This is a genomic window from Hyphococcus aureus (assembly GCF_042643165.1).
Classification (GTDB): Bacteria; Pseudomonadota; Alphaproteobacteria; order Caulobacterales; family Parvularculaceae; genus Hyphococcus; species Hyphococcus aureus.
On the sequence record NZ_JBHRSH010000001.1, the window covers coordinates 2399234 to 2420839 of the forward strand.

A 21606-nucleotide genomic window follows, 5' to 3' on the forward strand; every position below is an offset into this window, starting at 1 on the left:
GCGGCGGATAAACCGGGCCTTCGCAGCCGCAGAATGACCCCCCCCCAATGTCCGATAAACAGTTAGACAAGAATTTCGATTTCAAAGCCGCCGAAGCCCGCCTTTATGAAGCGTGGGAGAGCGCTGGCGCCTTCAAGCCAGCGGGTGAGGGCGAGCCCTACACCATCGTCATTCCGCCGCCGAATGTGACGGGCTCCCTGCATATGGGCCATGCGCTCAACAACACGCTGCAGGACATTCTCTGCCGTTTCGAACGGATGCGCGGCAAGTCGGTCTTGTGGCAACCGGGCACCGACCATGCGGGCATCGCGACGCAGATGGTGGTCGAGCGCCAGATGATGGAGCATCAGGAGCCCCGGCGCACCGAAATCGGCCGCGAAGCGTTTGTCGAGAAAGTCTGGAAATGGCGCCATGAGAGCGGCGGCACCATCATCAACCAGCTAAAGCGCCTCGGCGCTTCGTGTGACTGGTCGCGCGAACGTTTCACCATGGGTGAGGACGGCTCCGCTGATGACCAGATGGTCAAGGCCGTGATGAAGGTCTTCGTCGATCTTTACAATGAAGGGCTGATCTATCGCGACAAGCGGCTCGTCAACTGGGACCCGAAATTCGAAACCGCGATTTCCGATCTCGAAGTGGAGAACCGCGAAGTCGACGGCCATATGTGGCATTTCAAATATCCGCTCGCCGGCGGCGCCACTTATGAATATGTGGAGAAAGACGAGGACGGAAACGTCACGCTGCGCGAAACCCGCGATTACATTTCCATTGCGACGACGCGGCCCGAAACGATGCTCGGCGACGGCGCGGTGGCGGTGCATCCGTCGGACGAGCGCTATGCGCCTATCGTCGGCAAGCTCTGCGAAATTCCCGTAGGGCCGAAAGAACATCGCCGCCTCATTCCGATCATCACAGACGATTATCCGGACCCGGACTTTGGTTCCGGCGCGGTGAAGATCACCGGCGCCCACGACTTCAATGACTATCAGGTCGCGAAACGCGGCGACATTCCGATGTATCGCCTGATGGATATGAAGGGCGCCATGCGTGATGACGGCGCGCCATACGCGGAAGAAGCGGCGAAGGCGAAAGCGCTGGTTGAGAAGGGCGGAACGCCCGATACGTCCTATGTCGACGGCATCAACCTGGTGCCGGATGAATATCGCGGGCTCGACCGTTTCGAGGCGCGAAAGCGCGTCATCGCCGATATCGACGCCGAAGGCCTGATGATCCAGATCGAAGACAAAAAGATCATGCAGCCTTTCGGCGACCGCTCCGGCGTCGTCATCGAACCGATGATCACCGACCAGTGGTATGTGGATGCGAAAACGCTCGCCAAACCCGCCATCGAGGCGGTGCAAAAGGGCGACACCAAATTCGTCCCCGAAAACTGGTCCAAGACCTATTATCAGTGGATGAACAATATCGAGCCGTGGTGCGTCTCACGCCAGCTCTGGTGGGGGCACCGGATACCGGCGTGGTATGGGCCGGATGATCGACTTATTGTCGCTGAAAGCGAAGAAAAGGCATTGTCGTTAGCAGAGCAAGCCGCGCCCGGTAGCTGGCGTATCGCTACGAAAGAAGAAGCGTTGGCTTGTGATTTTGTTGATAAAGAGGACTATGCGCTTCTTTATCAGGACGAAGACGTTCTCGACACCTGGTTCTCGTCGGGTCTGTGGCCGTTCTCAACGCTTGGTTGGCCGGAAGAAACGCCGGAACTGAAAAAGCACTATCCGACGTCTGTGCTCGTCACGGCGTTTGACATCATCTTTTTCTGGGTCGCGCGGATGATGATGCTGGGGCTCTACACCCAGAAAGAAGTGCCGTTCCCGGAGGTTTACATTCACGGTCTCGTCGTTGACGAGAACGGTCAGAAAATGTCGAAGTCAAAAGGCAATGGCGTTGATCCGCTGGAGCTGATCGACCAGTTCGGCGCCGACGCCTTGCGCTTTACACTGGCGGCGCAAGCGGCGCAGGGACGCAATGTCCGCATTTCGGAACCTCGTGTCGAAGGCTATCGCAACTTTTCGACAAAGCTCTGGAACGCGGCGCGCTTTGCGGAGATGAATGAGTGCAAGCCGGACCCAAGTTTCGATCCGGCCAAGGCGACGCTGACGCTGAACAAATGGATCGTCCACGAGGCGAACCAGTGCGCGGCGGAGGTGACCCGCGAGATTGAGGCTTATCGTTTTAACGACGCCGCAGGCGCGGTCTACAAATTCATTTGGAACATTTTCTGCGATTGGCACCTAGAACTCGCGAAACCTATTCTCATGGGCGAGGACGAAGCGGCGAAAAGCGAAACCCGCGCGGCTACCGCTTGGGCTCTTGACCGCATTTTAGTCCTGCTCCATCCATTCATGCCGTACATAACTGAAGAGTTGTGGGGTGCCATTTCTGAGCGTGAGCAGCCCCTGATTGTTACGCCATGGCCAATCATTCCTGTTACTGTGGAAGCTGGAATTGGAGAGGCAGTCGCAAGTGGTTTTGCACCTGCGGTTGAAACGACTAATTGGGTCATAGATCTAATTACAAAAATTCGTTCGGTCCGTCAGGAGATGAATGTACCTGCTGCAGCAAAGATTCCACTCGTCTTTATTGGCGGTAGCGATAACGACAAAAAGCGCCTTGAAGAAAATGATGTTACCCTGAAACGCCTTGCGCGCCTGTCGGAGATTTCAACCGCCGACGCTGCGCCAAAAGGCGCGGTGCAGGTTGTGCATGCCGGCGCCGTGGCGGCGCTCCCTGTAGCAGATTTCATCGACATTGCGGCGGAGAAGGCGCGGCTTGTCAAAGAAAAAGACAAGACCGAAAAAGAAGTCGCCGGGATCGACAAGAAACTCGCCAACAAGAATTTCGTCGACAAGGCGCCAAAGGAAGTTGTGGAAGAACAACACACCCGCCGCGCCAATTTCGTTGAACAGCTTGAAAAACTCGATGCGGCGCTGGCGCGTCTGGCCGATCTTTAATTCAGCTTGCTGAAGGCGATGGTCTGATCGGACTGCGCCTCCTGCGTCACGCCTTGCGTCGCCGGGACGGGTTTTCTTGCGACGACGAGGAGGCCGTCGACATCGGCGCCGCGGTCCTTGCGCAAGATTGCTTCTTCCATATTCGCGAGTTCAAAGCCGGCGGCGGTGAGCGTGGCGGCGACATAGCCTGCCGAATGCGCAAAGCGAAGGGAGTCGCGCAAAGCCACATCTATTGTCTCTGACCGCTCGACGGAGAAGGCGAAAAGCCCGCCGGGCGCGAGTTTCGCCGACGCGGCGGCGAACAGATGAGACAGATCGCCGAAATAGATGAAGACGTCGGCGGCGATGACGAGATCGTATTTATGTTCGCTCGCGGCGAGAAACGACATGATGTCGGAACAGGAAAGCGCATCGTAAACGCCCTTGTCTTTCGCTGCTGAGATCATGGCGTCGGCGACATCGACGCCTTCGAGCCAACCGGCGCTGGCGACGAAAGCCTCGCCTGAAAGGCCGGTGCCGCAACCAAGATCGAGGACGCGGGGGAAGTGAAGCGGCGTGACGCCGCCCATCTCCGCGACCATGGCGCTGAGCTTTTGCGGCGTCGCATAGCCAAGGCGCTCCACAAGCGCCTCGTCGAAATCCTCCGCATAGGAATTGAACAGACCCTTCACATAGGCGATGGGGGCGGCGTCGACATCGACGCTCGCGTCGAGCCGGGAAAGCTCCAGGCTTGCGCCCAGAATGTCAGTGGGGTCGCAGCGCAAGGCTTCGCGAAACGCCGTTGCTGCGCCGGCGGGATCGTACGCCTCGCGGCGGGCGCGGCCGAGGGAAAACCAGGCGTCCGCCCAACCGGGCGCGCGCTCCAGCGCCTGTTCAAATAAATCGGCGGCCGCGGCAGCGTCGCCCTCGCTGGCGAGGTCGAGGCCGTACTGATAACGGCGGTCGGCGATCAGATCGCCAGAGGACCGCATGACGCGACGCATAAAAACTCCGGGACGCAAAATCTGGCGCGATTTGCCTCTGGCCGAAGCGAAAATCAAGAGGGAAAAAAAGAGGGGGCTTAGCCGAAAGCAACCTGTGCGATCGGCGGCAGGTGCGCGCTCAACTGCCGCCAGTTCGTCCCGCCGTCGTCGCTCGCCCAGAGATTGCCGGTGGTCGACCCCATAACGAGGCGCTCGCCGGTCTCGTCCACATCGAGGGCGTGGCGATAGACAAGATCGAAGCTCGGTTCGGGCAGGCCATTCGATTGCGGCGTAAAGCTTTTGCCGCCATCCGTCGTTTTGTTGACCACGAGTTTTGCGTCCACCGGCACACGAAACTCGTCTTTCACCCCCGGAACCAGCCAGGCCGTATCGGGATCGTTCGGATGAACCGCGACCGCAAAACCGAACACGGCGGGTTTGACGTCCTTGAACTCACTAAAGGTCTCGCCGCCATCGCGGGAGAGAAAGATCCCGTTGTGATGCTGGCACCAGATGGTGTCCGGGTCGCTCGCGCATGATGCGAGGCGGTGGGGATCTTGCGTGTTCAGATCCTGCGATTGATCCGGCGGCATGTAATCGGAGCGCAGGCCGTCGCCAGTAAGTCGCCAGTTTGCTCCGCCATCGTCCGACTTCCAGACCCCGCCGCAGGAAATGCCCAGCGTCAGTTTTTTCGAGTCGCGCGGGTCGACCAGAACCGAGTGAATGCCCGGCTTGTCATAGCCGCCGCCGAACCAGCCCTCGCGTTCTTCGCGGTTCCACAGGCTTTCAATCAGCGTCCAGCTCTCGCCGCGGTCTTCGCTTTTGAAAAGCGCGCCGGGATTGACGCCGGCCCAGATCACGCCGGGTTCGTCATCGCCGCCGGTTTCAAGCGCCCAGATAAGATTGACCGAAGGCGCATTTTCATCGCCGTCTTCCGCTTTAGCAAAGGCTGGCGGCGTAAGCTCTTTCCAGCTGCCGCCGTCATCGTCGGAGCGGTGCAGCTTGCAACCGAAATGTCCGAGATTGAGCGCCGCGTAGACGGCGCTGTCGCGCTTGTCCCTTAAAACGGCGCTAACGGGTTCGCCGAGAAAGTCCGGCGCGCCAGTATTCCAGTCCGCGCCGTTGCGCCGGTAGGTGAAAAGCCCCTTGCGGCTTGCGACATAAAAAACGTCAGCCATATATTTCTCCCCGAAAATTACCCGCCGGACAAAGCCTGGAAGACAAAGACGCGATCATGCTCTGCGACCGGGTCGCTAAGTTTTATGCGATCAGAAATCGCAACATCGTTGATGAAGATGTTGACGTGTTTTCGAAGGCGGTCCTGATCGTCGAGTACGTAACGCCGCAAGGGCGCGTTCTCTGCGAAGACGGCCTCCATAACGGCGCGCACGGTGGCGCCTGGCGCCGCCTGCGGAGGGCAGGGCAGATGTTTTTGAAGGTTGTCCGTAAAGGAAACCTGCGCCATTTGCGCTCCTCAGGCCGTAATCCAATAGTTAGGCAATAGCCTAAGTTATTTTTACGTCGAAGAACAGCGTTGTCAACGGGGCGCTGCCGATAAGGACGGGCCTAGAGGCTGCTGACGAACCGGATACGCTGATCAGCAACGGACAACACGTCCTCAAGCTCGTAGATATTCTGGTATCCGTAGCCGTAGAGATTGATGAAGGTCGGGATGTTGAGCGCCAGCTCCACGCGTTTCAGCGGCACCGGTTCGGCGTCATTCTCAAAATTATTGTTGCAGTAAATCAGGATGCGCCGCGATTTCTCGCCCAGCGCCTTGTCGAGCTTTTCCTGCGTAAAATCTGAAAAGGGAAGATTGACCGCGCCTTCCAGATGGCCGCGTGCAAAGGCGTCCGCTGAGCGTGTGTCGAGAATGATCGTGTCATCGTCGCTCGCATAGGTGAGAAACGTATCGAGATCGATCAGGCGTCTGGCGCGATAGTCATCGACCTCGCTGACGAGCGAAGCGAAGCCCGGATAATCGATATTGGGATTGGTGGTTTGTCTTGTCTGCGGGTCGGCGGCGCAGGATGCTAAAATTCCTGTGACGAAGATAAATGCCAAAACTGGCGACAGGGTTGATTTCATCATGCTTCTCCTCCCAAGTCGGAGGAGCATCGCGCTGAAATCCGGCGGAATTATGCCGATTGACGGTTAATGCTAGCTCGTTTCCGCGAGGAAGGAGAGCTGCGTCACCATGGCGTTGCGTTGTTCCGCATCGCGATCTGTGAGCTTGGTCGGGTAATCGCCTGTAAAACAGTGATCGGTGAAGGCGGGCGCGTCGTCGTCGCGTTTGCCTTTGCGGAACGCCTTGTAGAGGCCGTCGAGCGACAAAAAGGCGAGGCTGTCTACGCCGATAAGGTCGCGCATTTCTTCTATGGTTCGATCGACCGCGAGAAGCTCATCATGAGACGGCGTGTTGATGCCGTAAAAATCCGGATGGATGATCGGCGGACAGGCGATGCGCATATGCACTTCTTTGGCGCCCGCATGGCGCAGCATCTCGGCGATCTTGCGCGAGGTGGTGCCGCGCACGATGGAATCGTCAATCAGGACAACGCGCTTGCCTTCGATGAGAGCGCGGTTTGGCGAATGTTTGCGGGCAACGCCGGCCTCGCGGATTTTCTGTTCGGGCTCGATAAAGGTGCGGCCGATATGATGGCTGCGGATCAGCGCCATCTCGTAGGGCAGGCCGGTCTTTTGCGAGTAGCCGATGGCGGCGGGAACCCCGGAGTCCGGGATCGGCGAAACAAGATCGGCGTCGCAGGGCGCTTCCTTGGCGAGACGTTCGCCGAGGCGCTTTCGCAATTCATAAACGCTTTGCCCATCCACAACGGAATTCGGCTTGGCGAAATAAATCAGTTCGAAAATGCAGGGCCGGGCGTGATCTTTTTTCGGAAAAACCTGGCGGCTTTCGATCGTGCCGTCGGCTTTACAGATGACAACTTCGCCGGGGTTGATGTCACGCACGAATTTCGCGCCGATAATATCAAGCGCGCAGGTTTCCGATGCGAGGATTGGCGCGCCCTTAAGGTCGCCGAGAATGAGCGGACGAATGCCGACCGGGTCGCGCGCGCCGATCAGGCCTTCCGGCGTTAGCACCGTCAGCGCATAGGCGCCTTCGATCTGTTTGAAGGACTCGATCAGCTTGTCGACAACGGAGAGATATTGCGAGCGCGCCGTCAGTTGCAGGAAGATTTCTGAATCCGACGTTGACTGAAAAATGCAGCCGCGCCGGACGAGGTCCGCGCGCAGGGTTTTCGAGTTGGTGAGATTGCCGTTATGGGCGATGGCGATGCCCGTCTGGTCGAGATCGGCGTACAGCGGCTGCACGTTGCGCAGCACCGTGTCGCCTTGCGTCGAGTAGCGCGTATGGCCGATTGCGGCGTCGCCTGCGAGAGAGCCGAGCGTGCCCGCATCGGAGAAATTGTCGGAGACGAGGCCCAAAAACCGCTCGGTATGGAAATGCTTGCCGTCATAGCTGGCGACGCCCGCCGCTTCCTGGCCGCGATGCTGAAGGGCGTGGAGGCCGAGCGCCGTAAGCGCCGCCGCGTCGCTGGTGCCGATGACGCCAAAGACGCCGCACTCTTCCACTAATTTCGGTTTGCCGACGAGCGCTTCGAGTTCATCCCTGTGGGCCTTGAACGCTGCGCCGTCCTTTTTGAGGAAACTGGCGGCGCGTTCGGTAAAATTCTGGCTAGCGTCGCCTGTTTCATCAAATGGAATGGTCATTCCGGAGTGTCCTCATTCAGGATATCGGCTATGGGGTCGTCGTCTTCGGCCGGTTCGTTTGCATCTTCGGCGCCGGGCGCGGTGGCTTCGATGGCCGGGTCCGTCGTGGTCACCGTGGTGACGATTTCGTTGAGGTTGTTGCGGTCGCTGCGGTCATAGCCTGAGAGAGCGGCGTCATCCTCAGGGTCGATCTGGGAAGGCGCGGTTGGCGCGTCAAGGTCAGCAGTTTCCGGAGTGAAGCTTTCGAACCAGTGGGCCATGCCAGCCGCGATGGGGCGGGTCATGGCGGATTTGACTTCCTCAGGCTGCTTGGCCTCGTCGAGATAATAGGAATAGCCGAGATAGCCGAGGCCGATGAGAACGAGGCCGCGCGCGAAACCGAACACGCCGCCGCCAATCCGGTCGATTGTCCTGGCGCGGCCTTCAAGCGGGAAGCGTTTCAGGCCGATATGAAACCCGATATGGGCGGCCAGGAAAAAGACGCCGACCAGCAATCCGGCGATGATCGCAGTGCCAAAAAAACTGCCCGCCTGGCCGGTTACGGCGAGAACGGGCTCAATCAGCAAAAGCGTTACGCCGCCGGCGACGGCGAGCGCTAGAAGCGTCGAGACTTCGCGCAAGCCCCCACGCAAGACGGCGAAGGCGGTGGATACGCCGACAACCACTAGAAACAGGAGATCAAACATTACCGAACCCGCCTATCGTCGCCCCGAAACAGTAGGGCGAGTCGTTCATAGCCCCTGGCCAATTCCATAGCCGCCATGGGGATTTTTCTCAACCATTCTCGATCACGGATTGCGCGCCCAGCGCACCAATTCGCGCAGTGTTTCCGCCTCAACGACCTTCAATGTCCCGCTTTGGGCCCCGGCCGGGGCGAGGGCGCCTGAAAAGCCCAGCTTTTTGGCTTCTTTAAGGCGGGCCTCGGTCTGATTGACGGGCCGGACTGCGCCCGATAGCGCGACCTCGCCGAAAACCACCCGGTCCCGGGGGAGCGGCGAATCAAACAGGGAGGAGCAGAGCGCGGCGGCGGCTGCGAGATCCGCGGCGGGCTCAGCAATTCTGAGGCCCCCGGCGACGTTGAGAAAGACGTCATTACGGCCGAAATCGAGACCCGCACGGGCATCTAGCACGGCGAGGAGCATGGAAAGGCGCGCACTGTCCCAGCCCACAACAGCACGGCGCGGTGTTGCGAGCGTGGAGGGGGAGACCAGCGCCTGAATTTCAACCAGCACAGGCCGGGTGCCTTCGATCCCGGCGAAGACGGCGGCGCCGGAAACGGCCGTATCGCCGCCCGTAAGGAACAGCTCCGACGGATTGGCGACCTCGCGCAAGCCGTTGCCGGCCATTTCAAAGACGCCGATTTCATGGGCTGCGCCGAAGCGGTTTTTCACGGCGCGCAGAATGCGGAAATCGCGTCCCTGTTCGCTTTCAAAATACATCACCGCATCGACCATATGTTCGACAACGCGGGGGCCGGCGATCTGTCCGTCCTTGGTGACATGCCCCACCAGAAGGACGATGCAGCCTGAAGACTTTGCGAATCTGACAAGCTCCTGAGCGCAGGCGCGCACTTGCGTCACTGTGCCGGGCGCCGCCGGGAGAGCGTCAGACCAGAGCGTCTGAATGGAATCGATAATGACCGCGTCGGGCTTTTCAGCCTTGAGGGTCGCGAGAATATCTCGCAGCGACGTGGCGGAAGCCAGATGCACCGGCGACTTTTCAACGCCGAGGCGTTTTGCGCGCAGGCGGATCTGCGCCGTCGCCTCCTCGCCCGAGATATAGGCGACCGAGGCGCCGCCTTTGGCGAGGCCAGATGCGATCTGCAACAACAAGGTAGACTTGCCGACGCCGGGATCGCCGCCGATCAGGAGCGCTGAACCGGGCACCAGCCCGCCGCCGCAAGCGCGGTCAAATTCCTGATTGCCGGTGTTGAGGCGCGGCGCCTCCTCGGTCGAGCCTGTCAGCCCGGTGAATTCGATCTTCTTACCTTTGGTCTTGGCGGTCCCGCCCGCCGCGCCCGCGAGCGATCCGGGCGGTCCGGCTTCGGACATTTCCTGTTGGATGGTGTTCCACTCTCCGCACGCTTCACAGCGTCCGGCCCATTTTCCATAGACCGCGCCGCAGGACTGGCAGACGAATGTATCGGTGTGTTTGGCCATTCACGGTTAATGGATCACGCCGGGCCAGAAGACAATTAGCGGCCGCTCCTGACTGGAAAAAACATACTTAAAAGAACGCTCTACTTATTCGCTAAAATGTGCGGACAATTTTTCATTATTCGCAAGCGGTTCCCCTTATAAGCGGTTGTACCCTAAGGGGTTCTGCAACTGGCGGGGGAGAGTAACGCCGGAGGAACAGGTGACGATCTTCGCAATCGGTCTCGCCATTTTATCATTTTTCGCCGGAGTCGCCATCATGTGGCTCGTCTGCCGGCGGACGCGCAGCAAACAGCTCAACGCCGCGATGGCGGCCAATAACGCCTTCCTGTCGGCGTCGGCTCATCAGTTGCGCGCGCCGTTGAACCAGATTGTCGGCTCTCTTCAGGCGCTCGATTTCCAGAAAAACGGATTGACGAAAAAGCAGGAGCAGCTGATCGGCATCCTGAACGAGGGCTCCTACAATCTTCGCGGCTCGTTGATGGATATTCTCGATATTCTCGATTTGCAGTCGGACCGTCTGAATATTGAGGCGTCCAAGGTGAATTTCCGCGCGACATTGAGAACGCTTGAACGCCGCTTCGCAAAGCGGGCGGAGAAAAAAGGCCTGACCTTGAGCTTTGACACACGGAAACTGTCTCACTGGCATTTTGAGATGGATCAGACGCGTTACATTCAGTGTGTGTCTACGGTCATTGCGCAGTCCATCAAGCAAACCGACTCCGGCGCGGTCAGCGTCGCGTTTGATTTAACCGCCGCGGGGCCTCAATCGCAGGGATATCTGCAAGCCTATATCAAGGACAGCAGCGCGGGGATGGACCAGTACATGACGGAGTCATATTTCCGTCCCGACAAATACGAAAACAATGCGGAAATGATGGATACGGACGGGCGCCGTCTGTCGCTCATGCTGTCGCGCATGCTGGCTGAAAAAATGGGCGGATCGCTGACCGTCAAGAGCGCCTTTGGCAGCGGCGTTGCGTTCAAGCTTAGCGTTCCGGTGGCGATGACGAAGGTGCCGGCTGGCGAGGCGGAGCCGTCAACGGCGAAACCCGTCGAGCGGATGAAAGCGCACCTGGCTGACAAAACGATTCTGGTTGTGGATGACGACAAGATCAATCTCTTGATTATGAAAGAGTTGCTCGGCCAGGGGGAAGTCGGTGAAGTCCTGTTGGCGGCGAACGGAAGTGAAGCCGTTGAAATACTTAAAACCACGAAGTGCGATCTGGTGTTCATGGACATTCAGATGCCGGTGATGGACGGCATCGCTGCGACGCGTGAAATCCGGGAAAGCGATGAGGCCTTTTCAAAGATTCCGATCATCGCGATGACCACGTCCGTGACGCGTGAATATCTGGTTCGCTATAAAGAGGCGGGCATGAACGCCGTCCTGCCGAAGCCGGTCATCATCGACACGTTGTACGAAACGCTTGAGACCTTTGTGGTCAAGAAAAAGCAGCGCGACGCCGCTTAATTTTTCGATGATATCTCATGACTTGAGGCCGTTCCGCGAAAGCTGATATAAAGCCCCCCGAACAAGCTGGTTTGGCGTCCAGGCTGTGAAAATGGGGTGCGGCGTGGATATGTTCTGGCTCAAACTCATTCACACGCTCATAGCTGCGGTCAATGCATCCGCCGTGTTTTACATTCTTTATTGCGGTCTGCGCGACCGTCATGGCCTCTGGCTCAATATTTCTCTGGTCATACTCGCAATCGAACTGGCGTGTCTCGCGATCTTTCGCGGTGATTGCCCCTTGCAACTCTATGCGCGCCAACAGACCGGCAGTCACGCGCATGTCAGCGATCTGTTTTTGCCAGACTGGATGGCGCTCAGCATGATTCCGTTTTTTACGCCGATAACGCTTGTGGCGCTGGGGCTGGTGGCGCGAAATCAATGGCGCAGGTACAAAGATCGAAAAAGCGCACCCTAAAGAGTGCTGCAAAAGCCGGTTTGCGTGCGCCCGGGATGCGGTAGAGTGGCCTCAATCAGGGAGATGCAAATGGGCGGAAAAGCGCTGAACGACCTCAACCCCTATCTCCACGGCCTTTATGGGCCGGTGAAGGATGAAGTGACCGCGGATGATCTGCCGGTGATTGGCGAGATTCCGCGCGCGCTTCACGGAGCTTATTTTCGCAACGGGCCGAACCCGGCCGAACCGCCAAAGGGCATGCATCACTGGTTCGACGGCGACGGCATGATCCATGGGATCTGGTTCGAGAATGGCAGGGCGCGCTATCGCAACCGCTATGTGCAAACCCAAGACCTGAAAGCCAATGGCGCATCGACCATGCCGGGGATTTTCGAGCCCTCGCGCGACGCGCCGGGCCGCAAGGTCCATTATCGTGATACGGCGAACACTGATGTCATCGTTCATAACGGCAAGCTGTTGGCGTTGTGGTATATCTCGGGCCAGCCGATCGCGGTGGATATAGAAACGCTGGACACGGTCGGCGTTGAAAATTTTGGCGGCAAGCTGCCGCGCAATATTTCGGCGCACTCGAAGACCGATCCCGTGACCGGCGAGCTCGTCTTTTTTGATTACGCGCTTTACGAGCCGAAGATGTGGACAGGAACGGTGTCAGCGGAAGGCGCGCTGACGCAGTTTCAGGAAATCGATCTGCCGGGTCCGCGCCTGCCGCACGATATGGGCATGACCGAGAACTACGTCATTCTCCATGACCTGCCGGTGATCTTTTCTGACAGCGCGATCCGCAATCGCTTGTGGCAGATTCATGTGGCGGACCAGCCCACGCGTTTCGGCGTTGTGCCGCGCAAGGGCGGAGACGCGAAATGGTTCGAGTTCCCGACCTGCTATGTTTATCACGTCATCAATAGTTGGGAGGAGGACGAGGAAGTCGTCATGGCGGCCTGCAAGATGGTTCCGAATGGATTGAAACCTGATCCGAAATACGGGCCCTATGCTGCCATGGCCGATGTGCTTGCGCTTCGCGCGCAACCTTTTCTCTGGCGCATGAACATGAAGACCGGCGAGGGGCGTGAGCAACAGATCGATGATGCGTTGTCGGAGTTTCCGGTGATCAATAACGATTATGCCGGACGCAAAGCGCGCTATTCCTATCACGTAGTTTTCGATGACTGTATCGAACAGCGCTTTTCCGGCCTGATGAAATACGATCTTCAAACCGGCAAAAGCGAACGCCACGATTTTCCGCAAGGCGTTTTCGGCTCAGAGCCTGCGTTCGCATCACGCATTGGCGCCAGTGAAGAAGACGACGGCTGGCTTGTGACGTTTACTGCGGACATGGATGGCAACTCAGAGGCGCATGTCATCGACGCGCGGAATTTCTCCGCGCCGCCGGTTGCGAAAGTGCAACTCCCTTGCCGCGTCCCTGCGGGGTTTCATGGAATATGGGCGCAAGGCGTGTGATGTGCGCCTTGCCTTGATCGGTTGTTTGTCTGCTTATTCCGCGGCTTGCGGCTCGACCGTTTCCTGCTCGCGCCGTTGTTCGGCGCGCGCGGCGGCGCGCCGTTTCCAGGAACGTCTCCAGCTTTTCGGCCAGAAATGCGATGAGATCGGAACGACCGTGCGCTTGAGGAACGGCTTGCGGCGGCGAACAGGCGCGGCCGCTTCTGCGGTTTCGCGATTAAGATCGCCGAGCATGGACTCACTGGACGGGTCGGCGAATAGCGGCGCTTCTTCTGGCGCTTCCTGTTGCGGCGCGGGGGCGGATTGCACAGGCGGCGCGACGGGCGCCGGGGCGCGTGGCGCAGGCGCTTCGCGCGGCGCAGGTCTTTGCGGCGGCAGGTTGAGACCGCTTGGCTCGATCGGCGTGTCGGGTTCGCCGAACAGGGCTGGCGCGCCAACGCGAATGCCGGGCTGGAAATAGGCGCCGGAGGCGCCGACCGCGAGCGAGACGGGATTGGCGAACGCAGCCGCTGCTGCAGCCTGCGCCGCATTCTCCTGAGCGCTGCTCTCTTGCGCTCGACTTTCCTGAGCCATGGCGCGTTCGATGATAGAGGGCTTCGCGGCGTCTTCTTTGACTTGCTTTTGGGCGGCCGGCTTTTGCGCCGGCTCTTGTTTAGGCGGCGCAATGTCTTCGCGCGTGATGAAAACCGGCGTTCCCTGTTCGGCCGGTTCGCCAGCGTTAGGCGTTGCGTCAGCAGCAGGTGATTGCGGCTCGGCGGTTTGTTCTGGCGCGCTCGCCGTTTCCGGTTGTGATTGCGTTTCGGGCGCGGAGGGCTTTTCGTCCGGCGTAAAGGCGCGGGTCAGCATGTCCTGCATGTCTCGCGGCGCAGGGGCTGCCGCATCGGCGGAGACATCGGTGACCTCGTCCGCCGGGCGCGCAGCGGCTTTGGCTTTCGCGCGCTCGATGGCGGCGGTTTTTCGCTCGGCGCGCGCCTTGGCGCGTTTCGCCAAAGCGAGGGCTTTCGCTTTTTCGCGCGCCTTGGCTTTCTTTGCGTCTTCCTCGCTTGGCGCCGTGTCGGTCCGGCTTGCCGCTTTGGCCGCAGATGCGGGCTTGGCTGGCGTGTCGGGCTGGGCCGGCGCGTCATATTGGGCGACGCGTTCGTTCAGACGCTCGATCAGCGCGTCTTCGGTTGGCGCGCCTTCTTTTTTCTTGGCGGGCTCAGCCTCGGACGCTTGCGCCGCCGGCGCTTCGGTCCGGAAGAGAGCGGTGAGGTTCGCTTGGCTCAACGGTTCGAGATCGAGAAGGCCGCGCACCTCGTTGATGCGATGCGGCCGGAATTCCTTGAGCGAGCCGACCTTGGCGAGATGGTTGCCTTGCGCCGCCGTAAAGCCGAGACCGCGCAGCGCTGCGAGCGACGCCTGATCCTCAACCCCGACGGCGGTGATTGCGGCGTTGGCGTTGTTGGCGACGTCGAGAAGATCGGCGATGGCGGAAAGGCCGGGCCCGCGCACTGTGCGCGCAAATCTGAGGATCGCGGAGCCGCCGGTTTTAATTTCGTCGAAAGGAAACGGATCGAGAGAGCGCAACAACTCATTAGCGCGTCCGCGCACCTCAATGGCGAGACGCGCGCCGGTTTTGGCTAGACGCTGGAAATGGACCTGCGCCGCTTCGATGGACATATCGACCGGCGGCATCGGACATTCGAGGGTGACGAGATCGGCCGGGAAATCATTATCGCGCAAGAGCTTTGCGAAATGCGAGGTGAAGGCCTCGTCGCTGAGATCCGAAAGGGCGAGATTGACCGACAGGCCCGGAGGCCAGGGACCGCGCCACTCCATGTAGGATTTGAGGGAACTCGCCAGCACATAGCGGGTGAGCTCGCTCATCCGCCCCTGGGATTCGAAAAACGAAATGAAAGCGCCCGGCGGCAACAGGCCGAGTTTGGGGTGGCGCCAGCGCACGAAGGATTCAACCCGGGCGAGGGCGCCGTTGCCGAGATCGAACACTGGTTGAAACAGGACTTCGAAGTCCTTGTTTTTCAACGCATTGTCGATGTCGACATTGGAAAGCCGAACTGCCTGAGCGCCCATCCCTTATTGCCCTTCCGCCAGCCGAAATGGCTGCGACCCCCGGTTAACATTCCGTCCATAATCCGTGGCGCGGGTTAATTCTCGCTGAACAGAAACCGGAAGTATTCGGCGGCACACTGCGTCGATTCAGGGTGCAAGGTAAACCGCTGATTAACGGGTCTGGAAAAAGCTTAATAGTCGAATTGTTCGCGCAGAACGCGCTCTTCGAGCGACTGGCCGCGGTCGAACAGGAGGGTCATGGAAATATCGCGATTCTCGCGCGCCTCCACCCGGATGACGTCACGCACTTCCTGATTATCGGCCACGGCGGAGACCGGCCGCTTGTCGCTTTCGAGGGTTTCAAAAGTCACGGACGCGTCGCGCGGCAGAAGCGCGCCGCGCCAGCGCCGCGGCCTGAAGGCGCTGATCGGGGTGAGGGCGAGCATCTGGGCGGAGATCGGCAGGATCGGCCCATGGGCTGAAAGATTGTAGGCGGTGGAGCCGGCCGGCGTCGACAAAAGGACGCCGTCGCAGGTCAGGCTCTCCATCCGGACCTTGCCGTTGACGGAGATGCGGATGCGGGCGGACTGGCGCGTTTCCCGGAACAGGGAGACTTCGTTGATTGCCGTTGCGGTGACGGTCTCTCCCCCCATAGTCGTCGCGGTCATGACGAGGGGGTGAATGATGGTCGGCTCGGCGTCGGCGATCCGCTCCGGCAATTCCTCCAGCCGCGCATCATTCATCATGAACCCGACCGTGCCGCGATTGATGCCGTAAAACGGCTTGCCCGTATGCATATGCGCACGCAGGACGTCGAGCATATAGCCGTCGCCGCCGACGGGGACGATTACATCGCACTTCTCGACATCGTGATTGCCGTACCGGTCTTTAAGTTCCGCCAGGGTTTCCTGCGCCGCCGGCCTGTCATGGCCGATGAAGCACATTTTCACCGTTTTGGCGGTCAGCGCGCCTTCAGGCATTTGCCTCTCCCCAATTTGCATTACACTGGGGCTTTCGGGTTATGATGCAATACGCGCCTTGTCTGTCATCAAACGTCATGGAAGCCTATGCCTCTGGATATGCCCGCAGGTCTCGATCGCGCCACTATAGTCGAAAGATTCCGCCGCGTCAGGAAGGATAGCGAGGCATTAGCAGCGCCGCTCTCGCCCGAAGACTGCCTGTTGCAGTCCATGGAGGCGGCGAGCCCTGCAAAGTGGAACCTCGCTCATACAAGCTGGTTTTTTGAAACCTTCATTCTGGCGCCGCATGCGCCTTCCTATGAACAGTTTCACCCGGATTTCAGCTATCTCTTCAACTCCTATTACAATGGCGTCGGCGACCGGCATCCCCGTGACATTCGCGGGCTCGTCTCCCGTCCGTCGCTCGACATGGTTTACGCCTACCGCAAGCATGTGAACGAGGCGTTGACCGCTTTCATAGAAAACGCGGAAGAAAAACAGCTTCTCGATGTCGCCGCGCTTATGGTGCTCGGCTTCGCCCATGAGGAACAGCATCAGGAATTGCTGCTGACGGATTTGCAGCACGCCATGTCTTTCAATCCGACAAAGCCGGCCATCTATGAGGATGCGGGCGGCGCCGTGGCACATGCGGCGCCTTCAATGCGCTGGCGCCGGATGGAAGGCGGCTTGTGCGATATTGGCTGGGATGGAGACGGGTTCGCCTTCGATAATGAAGGCCCGCGCCACAAGATTTATCTGCATCCGTTTGAGCTTGCGAACCGGCCGGTGACCAACGCCGAGTTTATCGCTTTTATCGAAGACGGCGGCTATGAAACGCCCGATCACTGGCTGTCTGATGGCTGGGATAGGGTGCGGATGGAAGAATGGCGCGCGCCGCTTTATTGGCGCGAGGTAGACGGACGCTGGTTGCAATATTCTCTCTTCGGCGAACGCGAAATTAATCCGCATGCCCCGGTTTGCCATGTGAGCCATTACGAAGCGGCGGCATACGCCAGCTGGGCCGGCGCGCGCCTTCCTACCGAAGTCGAGTGGGAGGCGGCGGCGTCGCTGTTTCCGACGGAAGGCCGCTTTCTGGAAGCGGGCGTGCCGCGTCCGCCGGCGCCGGCGCCCCAGCCCGAAGGCGATGAGCTGTTGCAACTCTTCGGCGATGTCTGGGAATGGACCGCGAGCGCGTATCTTCCCTATCCGGGATTCGCGGTCGCGGACGGCGCGGTGGGCGAATATAATGGCAAGTTCATGTCGGGACAGATGGTGCTCAAGGGCGGGTCCTGCGCATCCCCCGCAGGACATTTGCGTGTCTCCTACCGCAACTTCTTTCCGCCGGATGCGCGCTGGCAATATTCCGGCTTCCGTCTCGCCCGGGATATTAACTGATCTCCATCATGGCGCGGCGCGGGCTCTTCCCATATGATCGCCTTCACAAAAAAGACTTGGAGGATCGGTCATGACAGCACAGATGAAAGCCCCGACAGGGATCGACAAAGCCCCCGGTTTCAGCATTCCCGATCCGCTCGACCTGCCGACGCTGAAGGGCAAGATTAGCGATGAGGAATGGAAGCTGCGCTGCGATCTCGCGGCGACATACCGTCTTGCGTCGATCTATGGCTGGACCGATCTGATCTTCACGCATTTCTCCGTGCGCTGCCCTGATGAAGACGGCAAAGCGCGTTTTCTGATCAATCCTTATGGAGTTTTGTTTGACGAGATGACGGCGTCGTCTCTGGTCAAGGTCGACGTCGACGGTCAGGTTGTCGGCGACACGCCTTATTTCTCAAATCCGGCGGGCTTCACCATTCATTCGGCGGTGCATATGGCGCGCCAAGACGCCCATGCGGTTTTACATATTCACTCGCCATATGGTGTCGCAGTGTCGGCGCAGCAGGATGGCCTGAAGCGCCTGACGCAATTCGCCATGGTGGTGCATGACGATGTCGCCTATCACGACTATGAAGGGATCGCGCTGGACCATGATGAGCGCGAGCGGCTTGTCGCCGATATGGGCGCGCATCATTTTGTGATCTTGCGCAATCACGGCACGCTGACCGTGGGCGCCAATTGCGCGACTGCGTTTTTGCGCATGTATTTCCTCGAACAGGCCTGCAAGGCGCAGATCCTCGCCCAGTCGGACACCAAACCGCCGCGCGAGGAAGGCCCGGAAATGAGCGCGCGGGTGATGCAGCAAGGCTCGCCAGCCTTTGTGCCCGGCCTTGGCGATAATCTCGCCTGGCCCGGATTGCTCCGCAGGCTGAACAGGCTGAAACCGGGGTATGATGTTTAGATAGCGTCTCTCTTCCCCCGTTTACGGGGGAAGTGCCGAGCCCATAGGGCGAGGCGATGGGGGCCTATATGCCCCCTCCGTCCGCTTCGCGGACACCTCCCCCGCAAGCGGGGGAGGAGAACTCATACAGATGTCTTCTGGCGTTATTTCAGCGTCTTCAGATAAGCGATGAGGTCGGCGCGCTTTTCCGCGTCGCGCTGGCCCACATAAGCCATGCGGTTGCCGCGCATGAAAGCTTGCGGGTTCTCGATAAAGGCGCTGAGATTTTCCTCGGTCCAGACGACGTCCGAATCGGTGAACGCCTTTGAGTAGGCGAAGCCGTCCGCCTTGCCGGCGCTGCGGCCGACAACCCCGAACAGATTGGGGCCGACCCGGTGGGGATCGCCTTCCTTGGCCGTGTGGCAGATCGCGCATTCGTTAAACAGCTTGCGCCCGCGCTCCTCTGGCGTCGTTGTCGGCGCTGCGGCGGGGGCTGGGCTGGGCGCCTCGGCGGCCGGCGCGACATTCTCGCCAGATCCCGCGCTTTCGCTCTCAGCGCCGCAGGCGGCGAGGGTGAGGGCGGCGGCGAAAATGATGGCGTATTTCATGAGGGACTCCCGGGACTTGAATCAGACCTCTATACCCTCTAGTCAGGCGGCGTCCAATCCGGTATCGGTGCGGCCAACGCCCCTATAGCTCAGCTGGTAGAGCAACTGATTTGTAATCAGTAGGTCGTTCGTTCGAGTCGGACTGGGGGCACCACGCTTCGCCCTTTGGGCTACGCGTGGCGCAGCCAAGCGTAGAGCGAACCTTGGGCGAAGCAGTGCCCGGCGAAGCTCACAGAGCGAAGACGGGTTGCATGTGGTATGTATATATCATTCGAAGCGTGGCCTCACCCGAGCAAGAATATACCGGCGCCACTGAAAATCTGAAACAACGCATGGCCGACCATAATGCGGGCAAATCCTCTCACACCGCTAAGTATGCTCCATGGGAAATTTTATGGTACAGCGCCTTCCCGGACAAACTCAAAGCGTTAGCGTTTGAAAAATACTTGAAATCACATTCAGGCAGGGCGTTCACAAAGAAGCGGTTGATTGGCAGCGTCTAGCCCCACCATCTCTCTCTTCCCACAAAAAAAGACCGGCCCCTAAACACTCAGGAGCCGGCCAGCGACAAGAGAAACCCGTATTGCCGCTTATGGGTGTGAACAGCGTCGGCGCGGGGTTTGTTCCCTTATATTCCTGCGACGCTTTGCTGCGCGAGATTACTGGGTCAGGGCGCGCAGCATCCACGCGGTTTTTTCGTGTGTTTGAATACGCACAGTAAGGAGGTCAGCGCTCGCCGCGTCGCCGGCTTCTTCGGCGGTTTCCAGACCATTGCGGGCGCGTTTGATCAGCGTTTCATGATCAGACAATAACCGTTCAATCATGTCGGCTGCTTTTGGCGGCGCCGTATCGGCGTTTTCGATTGCTGAAAGCTCTGCGAATTGTTTGCCTGATGTGGGTGCGAAGACGCCAAGCGCGCGCACACGCTCCGCAATTTCGTCGAGCGCTTCCCACATTTCACGATACTGTTCTTCGAACATGACGTGCAGCGTCTGGAATTGCGGTCCCGTCACGTTCCAGTGATAGGCGTGGGTTTTCATATACAGGGAATAGGTGTCCGCGAGGGTCTCGTTCAGCGCCTGCGCGACCGAGTTGCGTGCATTTTCTTCGATGCCGATATCAACTTTCATTATGGTCCTCTCCTTTGAATTTCTGCTTCAACAGACACATAGGAACGCCACTGAGAACAATCAAATTGATAATATCAAAATGATTGTTCGGATTTTTCGATGGAACTTTTACGGCTGAAAGAGCCTATTTCAGAGACGCGCAGAATCTTTGAATCCGGGTGCAGGCCTCGCGCATATCCTCAATAGAGGCCGCGTAGGAAACCCGGAAAAACGGGGCGAGCCCGAAGGCCGCGCCGAACACGGCGGAAACGCCCTCCGCCTTGATGAGTTCTGTCGTGAAATCCTCATCGCTGGCGATCTTCGCGCCGTCCGGCGTCGTCTTGCCGATGGTTCCGGCGCAGGACGGATAGACATAGAACGCCCCTTCCGGTTTGGCGCAGGAAAGACCCTCCGCCTCGTTGAGCATGTCGACGACAAGGTTGCGGCGCTCCTTGAATGCGTTGTTGCGCTCAATCAGGAAAGACTGATCGCCATTCAAGGCGGCGACGCTGGCATATTGCGTGATCGAGCAGGGGTTCGAGGTCGATTGCGACATGACCTTCGCCATAGCCTTGATCAAGGGCTGCGGCCCGCCCGCATAGCCAAGGCGCCAGCCGGTCATGGCGTAGGCTTTCGAGACGCCGTTAATCGTCAGCGTGCGGTCATAAAGACCGGGCTCAATCTGTGCAGGCGTCGTGAAGTCAAAATCGTCATAAACAATATGTTCATACATGTCGTCGGACATGATCCACACATGGGGGTGGCGCATCAGAACATCGGTCAGCGCCTTGACCTCTTCGCGCGTATAGGCGGCTCCGGTCGGGTTGGATGGCGAGTTGAAGACGAACCATTTCGTCTTTGGCGTGATCGCGCGTTCAAGATCTTCAGGCGTCAGTTTGAAATTGCGCTCTTGCGTCGTCGGGACGATAACCGGCTGGCCGCCGGCGAGCAGCGCCATGTCGGGATAGGAAACCCAGTAGGGCGCCGGGATGATGACTTCATCGCCGGGATTCAGCGTAGCAACAAAGGCGTTGTAAAGAACCGCCTTGCCGCCCGGCGCCACATTGATCTGGCCGATCTCGTAGTTGAGGTCGTTGTCGCGTTTGAACTTGGCGATGATCGCCTCTTTGAGTTCGGGAATGCCGTCCACATTCGTGTATTTGGTTTTGCCGTCGCGGATCGCCTTGATCGCGGCTTCCTTGACGAAGTCGGGCGTGTCGAAATCCGGCTCGCCTGCGCCGAGCGAAATCACGTCGCGGCCCTGCGCTTTAAGGTCGCGCGCCATCTGCGTCGCGGCGAGGGTCGGGGAAGGTTTGATGCGCTGAAGCGCGGTCGACGACTGAAAGCTGGTCATGGCTGGTTCCAAGGCTGATGCGGGGGCTGTTTAGCGCTTTG

Annotated in this window: 19 protein-coding genes and 1 tRNA gene; 8 read left to right on the plus strand and 12 right to left on the minus strand. The window is 59.2% G+C overall.

Translation table 11 applies throughout. From position 1 onward, the window contains the following. The first annotated feature begins 47 nt into the window (after positions 1-47). Positions 48-2969, plus strand: coding sequence for a valine--tRNA ligase (locus ACFOOP_RS11685; RefSeq protein ID WP_379881133.1), 2922 nt, complete (start codon positions 48-50; stop codon positions 2967-2969). Here the strand turns inward: ACFOOP_RS11685 and ACFOOP_RS11690 are convergent. The 7 genes from ACFOOP_RS11690 to radA all read right to left on the minus strand — a co-directional run bounded on the left by ACFOOP_RS11690 (position 2966) and on the right by radA (position 9822). Further along, positions 2966-3952 (minus strand): class I SAM-dependent DNA methyltransferase, encoded by a 987-nt coding sequence (locus ACFOOP_RS11690; protein ID WP_379881134.1) that lies wholly within the window; start codon positions 3950-3952, stop codon positions 2966-2968. The genes ACFOOP_RS11685 and ACFOOP_RS11690 overlap by 4 nt on opposite strands. A 77-nt stretch (positions 3953-4029) precedes the next feature. Further along, positions 4030-5109: a WD40/YVTN/BNR-like repeat-containing protein gene (locus ACFOOP_RS11695; RefSeq protein ID WP_379881135.1), complete on the minus strand. Its 1080-nt coding sequence runs from the start codon at positions 5107-5109 to the stop codon at positions 4030-4032. 17 nt (positions 5110-5126) lie between these two features. Further along, positions 5127-5396 carry a MoaD/ThiS family protein gene (locus ACFOOP_RS11700; RefSeq protein WP_379881136.1) on the minus strand — a complete coding sequence of 90 codons (270 nt, stop codon included), beginning with the start codon at positions 5394-5396 and terminating at the stop codon, positions 5127-5129. A gap of 101 nt (positions 5397-5497) precedes the next feature. After that, the gene (locus tag ACFOOP_RS11705; RefSeq protein WP_379881137.1) at positions 5498-6022 is read right to left on the minus strand and encodes a rhodanese-like domain-containing protein; all 525 of its coding nucleotides are present in this window, start codon (positions 6020-6022) and stop codon (positions 5498-5500) included. 69 nt (positions 6023-6091) lie between these two features. Beyond that, positions 6092-7663 carry an amidophosphoribosyltransferase gene (gene purF / locus ACFOOP_RS11710; protein WP_379881138.1) on the minus strand — a complete coding sequence of 524 codons (1572 nt, stop codon included), beginning with the start codon at positions 7661-7663 and terminating at the stop codon, positions 6092-6094. Further along, positions 7660-8349, minus strand: coding sequence for a CvpA family protein (locus ACFOOP_RS11715; protein WP_379881139.1), 690 nt, complete (start codon positions 8347-8349; stop codon positions 7660-7662). Before ACFOOP_RS11715 ends, purF begins: the two co-directional genes overlap by 4 nt. Positions 8350-8451: 102 nt before the next feature. Beyond that, complete coding sequence (radA, locus tag ACFOOP_RS11720) at positions 8452-9822, minus strand: DNA repair protein RadA (RefSeq protein ID WP_379881140.1); 1371 nt, start codon at positions 9820-9822, stop codon at positions 8452-8454. Between the two features lie 199 nt (positions 9823-10021). On the opposite strand from radA, the gene ACFOOP_RS11725 reads away from it, so the two are divergent. The 3 genes from ACFOOP_RS11725 (at position 10022) to ACFOOP_RS11735 (ending at position 13208) form a co-directional block, all read left to right on the plus strand. Next, positions 10022-11293 (plus strand): response regulator, encoded by a 1272-nt coding sequence (locus tag ACFOOP_RS11725; protein WP_379881141.1) that lies wholly within the window; start codon positions 10022-10024, stop codon positions 11291-11293. 109 nt (positions 11294-11402) lie between these two features. Next, positions 11403-11750 (plus strand): hypothetical protein, encoded by a 348-nt coding sequence (locus tag ACFOOP_RS11730; protein ID WP_379881142.1) that lies wholly within the window; start codon positions 11403-11405, stop codon positions 11748-11750. Between the two features lie 69 nt (positions 11751-11819). After that, a complete protein-coding gene (locus tag ACFOOP_RS11735; protein WP_379881143.1) occupies positions 11820-13208 on the plus strand; it encodes a carotenoid oxygenase family protein in 1389 nt (462 codons plus the stop codon). A gap of 33 nt (positions 13209-13241) precedes the next feature. On the opposite strand, the gene ACFOOP_RS11740 is transcribed toward ACFOOP_RS11735, so the two are convergent. Continuing rightward, complete coding sequence (locus tag ACFOOP_RS11740; RefSeq protein WP_379881144.1) at positions 13242-15278, minus strand: EAL domain-containing protein; 2037 nt, start codon at positions 15276-15278, stop codon at positions 13242-13244. A 170-nt stretch (positions 15279-15448) separates the two neighbouring features. Further along, positions 15449-16237 carry an NAD kinase gene (locus tag ACFOOP_RS11745; RefSeq protein ID WP_379881145.1) on the minus strand — a complete coding sequence of 263 codons (789 nt, stop codon included), beginning with the start codon at positions 16235-16237 and terminating at the stop codon, positions 15449-15451. 87 nt (positions 16238-16324) lie between these two features. Between ACFOOP_RS11745 and egtB the strand changes: the two genes are divergently transcribed. Both egtB and ACFOOP_RS11755 read left to right on the plus strand, forming a co-directional pair. Further along, on the plus strand, positions 16325-17611 hold the full coding sequence (gene egtB, locus ACFOOP_RS11750) for an ergothioneine biosynthesis protein EgtB (protein ID WP_379881146.1): 1287 nt from the start codon (positions 16325-16327) through the stop codon (positions 17609-17611). A gap of 70 nt (positions 17612-17681) precedes the next feature. Continuing rightward, the gene (locus ACFOOP_RS11755) at positions 17682-18515 is read left to right on the plus strand and encodes a class II aldolase/adducin family protein (RefSeq protein WP_379881147.1); all 834 of its coding nucleotides are present in this window, start codon (positions 17682-17684) and stop codon (positions 18513-18515) included. 143 nt (positions 18516-18658) lie between these two features. Here ACFOOP_RS11755 and ACFOOP_RS11760 read toward each other — a convergent pair whose 3' ends face one another. Beyond that, on the minus strand, positions 18659-19102 hold the full coding sequence (locus ACFOOP_RS11760) for a c-type cytochrome (protein ID WP_379881148.1): 444 nt from the start codon (positions 19100-19102) through the stop codon (positions 18659-18661). Between the two features lie 78 nt (positions 19103-19180). Here ACFOOP_RS11760 and ACFOOP_RS11765 point away from each other — a divergent pair. Further along, positions 19181-19256 (plus strand) — tRNA-Thr (locus tag ACFOOP_RS11765). Between the two features lie 97 nt (positions 19257-19353). Next, positions 19354-19605, plus strand: coding sequence for a GIY-YIG nuclease family protein (locus ACFOOP_RS11770; RefSeq protein WP_379881560.1), 252 nt, complete (start codon positions 19354-19356; stop codon positions 19603-19605). A 156-nt stretch (positions 19606-19761) separates the two neighbouring features. Here ACFOOP_RS11770 and ACFOOP_RS11775 read toward each other — a convergent pair whose 3' ends face one another. Then, positions 19762-20232 carry a Dps family protein gene (locus ACFOOP_RS11775; RefSeq protein ID WP_379881149.1) on the minus strand — a complete coding sequence of 157 codons (471 nt, stop codon included), beginning with the start codon at positions 20230-20232 and terminating at the stop codon, positions 19762-19764. A gap of 124 nt (positions 20233-20356) precedes the next feature. After that, on the minus strand, positions 20357-21565 hold the full coding sequence (locus ACFOOP_RS11780; protein ID WP_379881150.1) for a pyridoxal phosphate-dependent aminotransferase: 1209 nt from the start codon (positions 21563-21565) through the stop codon (positions 20357-20359). Positions 21566-21606 lie beyond the last annotated feature (41 nt).

Bases quoted from the DNA above. Each gene is read 5' to 3' on its own strand.
- ACFOOP_RS11695 (WP_379881135.1), bottom strand. From the start codon at position 5,109: ATGGCTGACGTTTTTTATGTCGCAAGCCGCAAGGGGCTTTTCACCTAC.
- ACFOOP_RS11685 (WP_379881133.1), top strand. From the start codon at position 48: ATGTCCGATAAACAGTTAGACAAGAATTTCGATTTCAAAGCCGCCGAA.
- ACFOOP_RS11755 (WP_379881147.1), top strand. From the start codon at position 17,682: ATGACAGCACAGATGAAAGCCCCGACAGGGATCGACAAAGCCCCCGGT.
- radA (WP_379881140.1), bottom strand. From the start codon at position 9,822: ATGGCCAAACACACCGATACATTCGTCTGCCAGTCCTGCGGCGCGGTC.
- egtB (WP_379881146.1), top strand. From the start codon at position 16,325: ATGCCTCTGGATATGCCCGCAGGTCTCGATCGCGCCACTATAGTCGAA.
- ACFOOP_RS11730 (WP_379881142.1), top strand. From the start codon at position 11,403: ATGTTCTGGCTCAAACTCATTCACACGCTCATAGCTGCGGTCAATGCA.
- ACFOOP_RS11700 (WP_379881136.1), bottom strand. From the start codon at position 5,396: ATGGCGCAGGTTTCCTTTACGGACAACCTTCAAAAACATCTGCCCTGC.
- ACFOOP_RS11690 (WP_379881134.1), bottom strand. From the start codon at position 3,952: ATGCGTCGCGTCATGCGGTCCTCTGGCGATCTGATCGCCGACCGCCGT.
- ACFOOP_RS11715 (WP_379881139.1), bottom strand. From the start codon at position 8,349: ATGTTTGATCTCCTGTTTCTAGTGGTTGTCGGCGTATCCACCGCCTTC.
- ACFOOP_RS11775 (WP_379881149.1), bottom strand. From the start codon at position 20,232: ATGAAAGTTGATATCGGCATCGAAGAAAATGCACGCAACTCGGTCGCG.
- ACFOOP_RS11770 (WP_379881560.1), top strand. From the start codon at position 19,354: ATGTGGTATGTATATATCATTCGAAGCGTGGCCTCACCCGAGCAAGAA.
- ACFOOP_RS11780 (WP_379881150.1), bottom strand. From the start codon at position 21,565: ATGACCAGCTTTCAGTCGTCGACCGCGCTTCAGCGCATCAAACCTTCC.
- purF (WP_379881138.1), bottom strand. From the start codon at position 7,663: ATGACCATTCCATTTGATGAAACAGGCGACGCTAGCCAGAATTTTACC.
- ACFOOP_RS11735 (WP_379881143.1), top strand. From the start codon at position 11,820: ATGGGCGGAAAAGCGCTGAACGACCTCAACCCCTATCTCCACGGCCTT.
- ACFOOP_RS11705 (WP_379881137.1), bottom strand. From the start codon at position 6,022: ATGATGAAATCAACCCTGTCGCCAGTTTTGGCATTTATCTTCGTCACA.
- ACFOOP_RS11760 (WP_379881148.1), bottom strand. From the start codon at position 19,102: ATGAAATACGCCATCATTTTCGCCGCCGCCCTCACCCTCGCCGCCTGC.
- ACFOOP_RS11745 (WP_379881145.1), bottom strand. From the start codon at position 16,237: ATGCCTGAAGGCGCGCTGACCGCCAAAACGGTGAAAATGTGCTTCATC.
- ACFOOP_RS11740 (WP_379881144.1), bottom strand. From the start codon at position 15,278: ATGGGCGCTCAGGCAGTTCGGCTTTCCAATGTCGACATCGACAATGCG.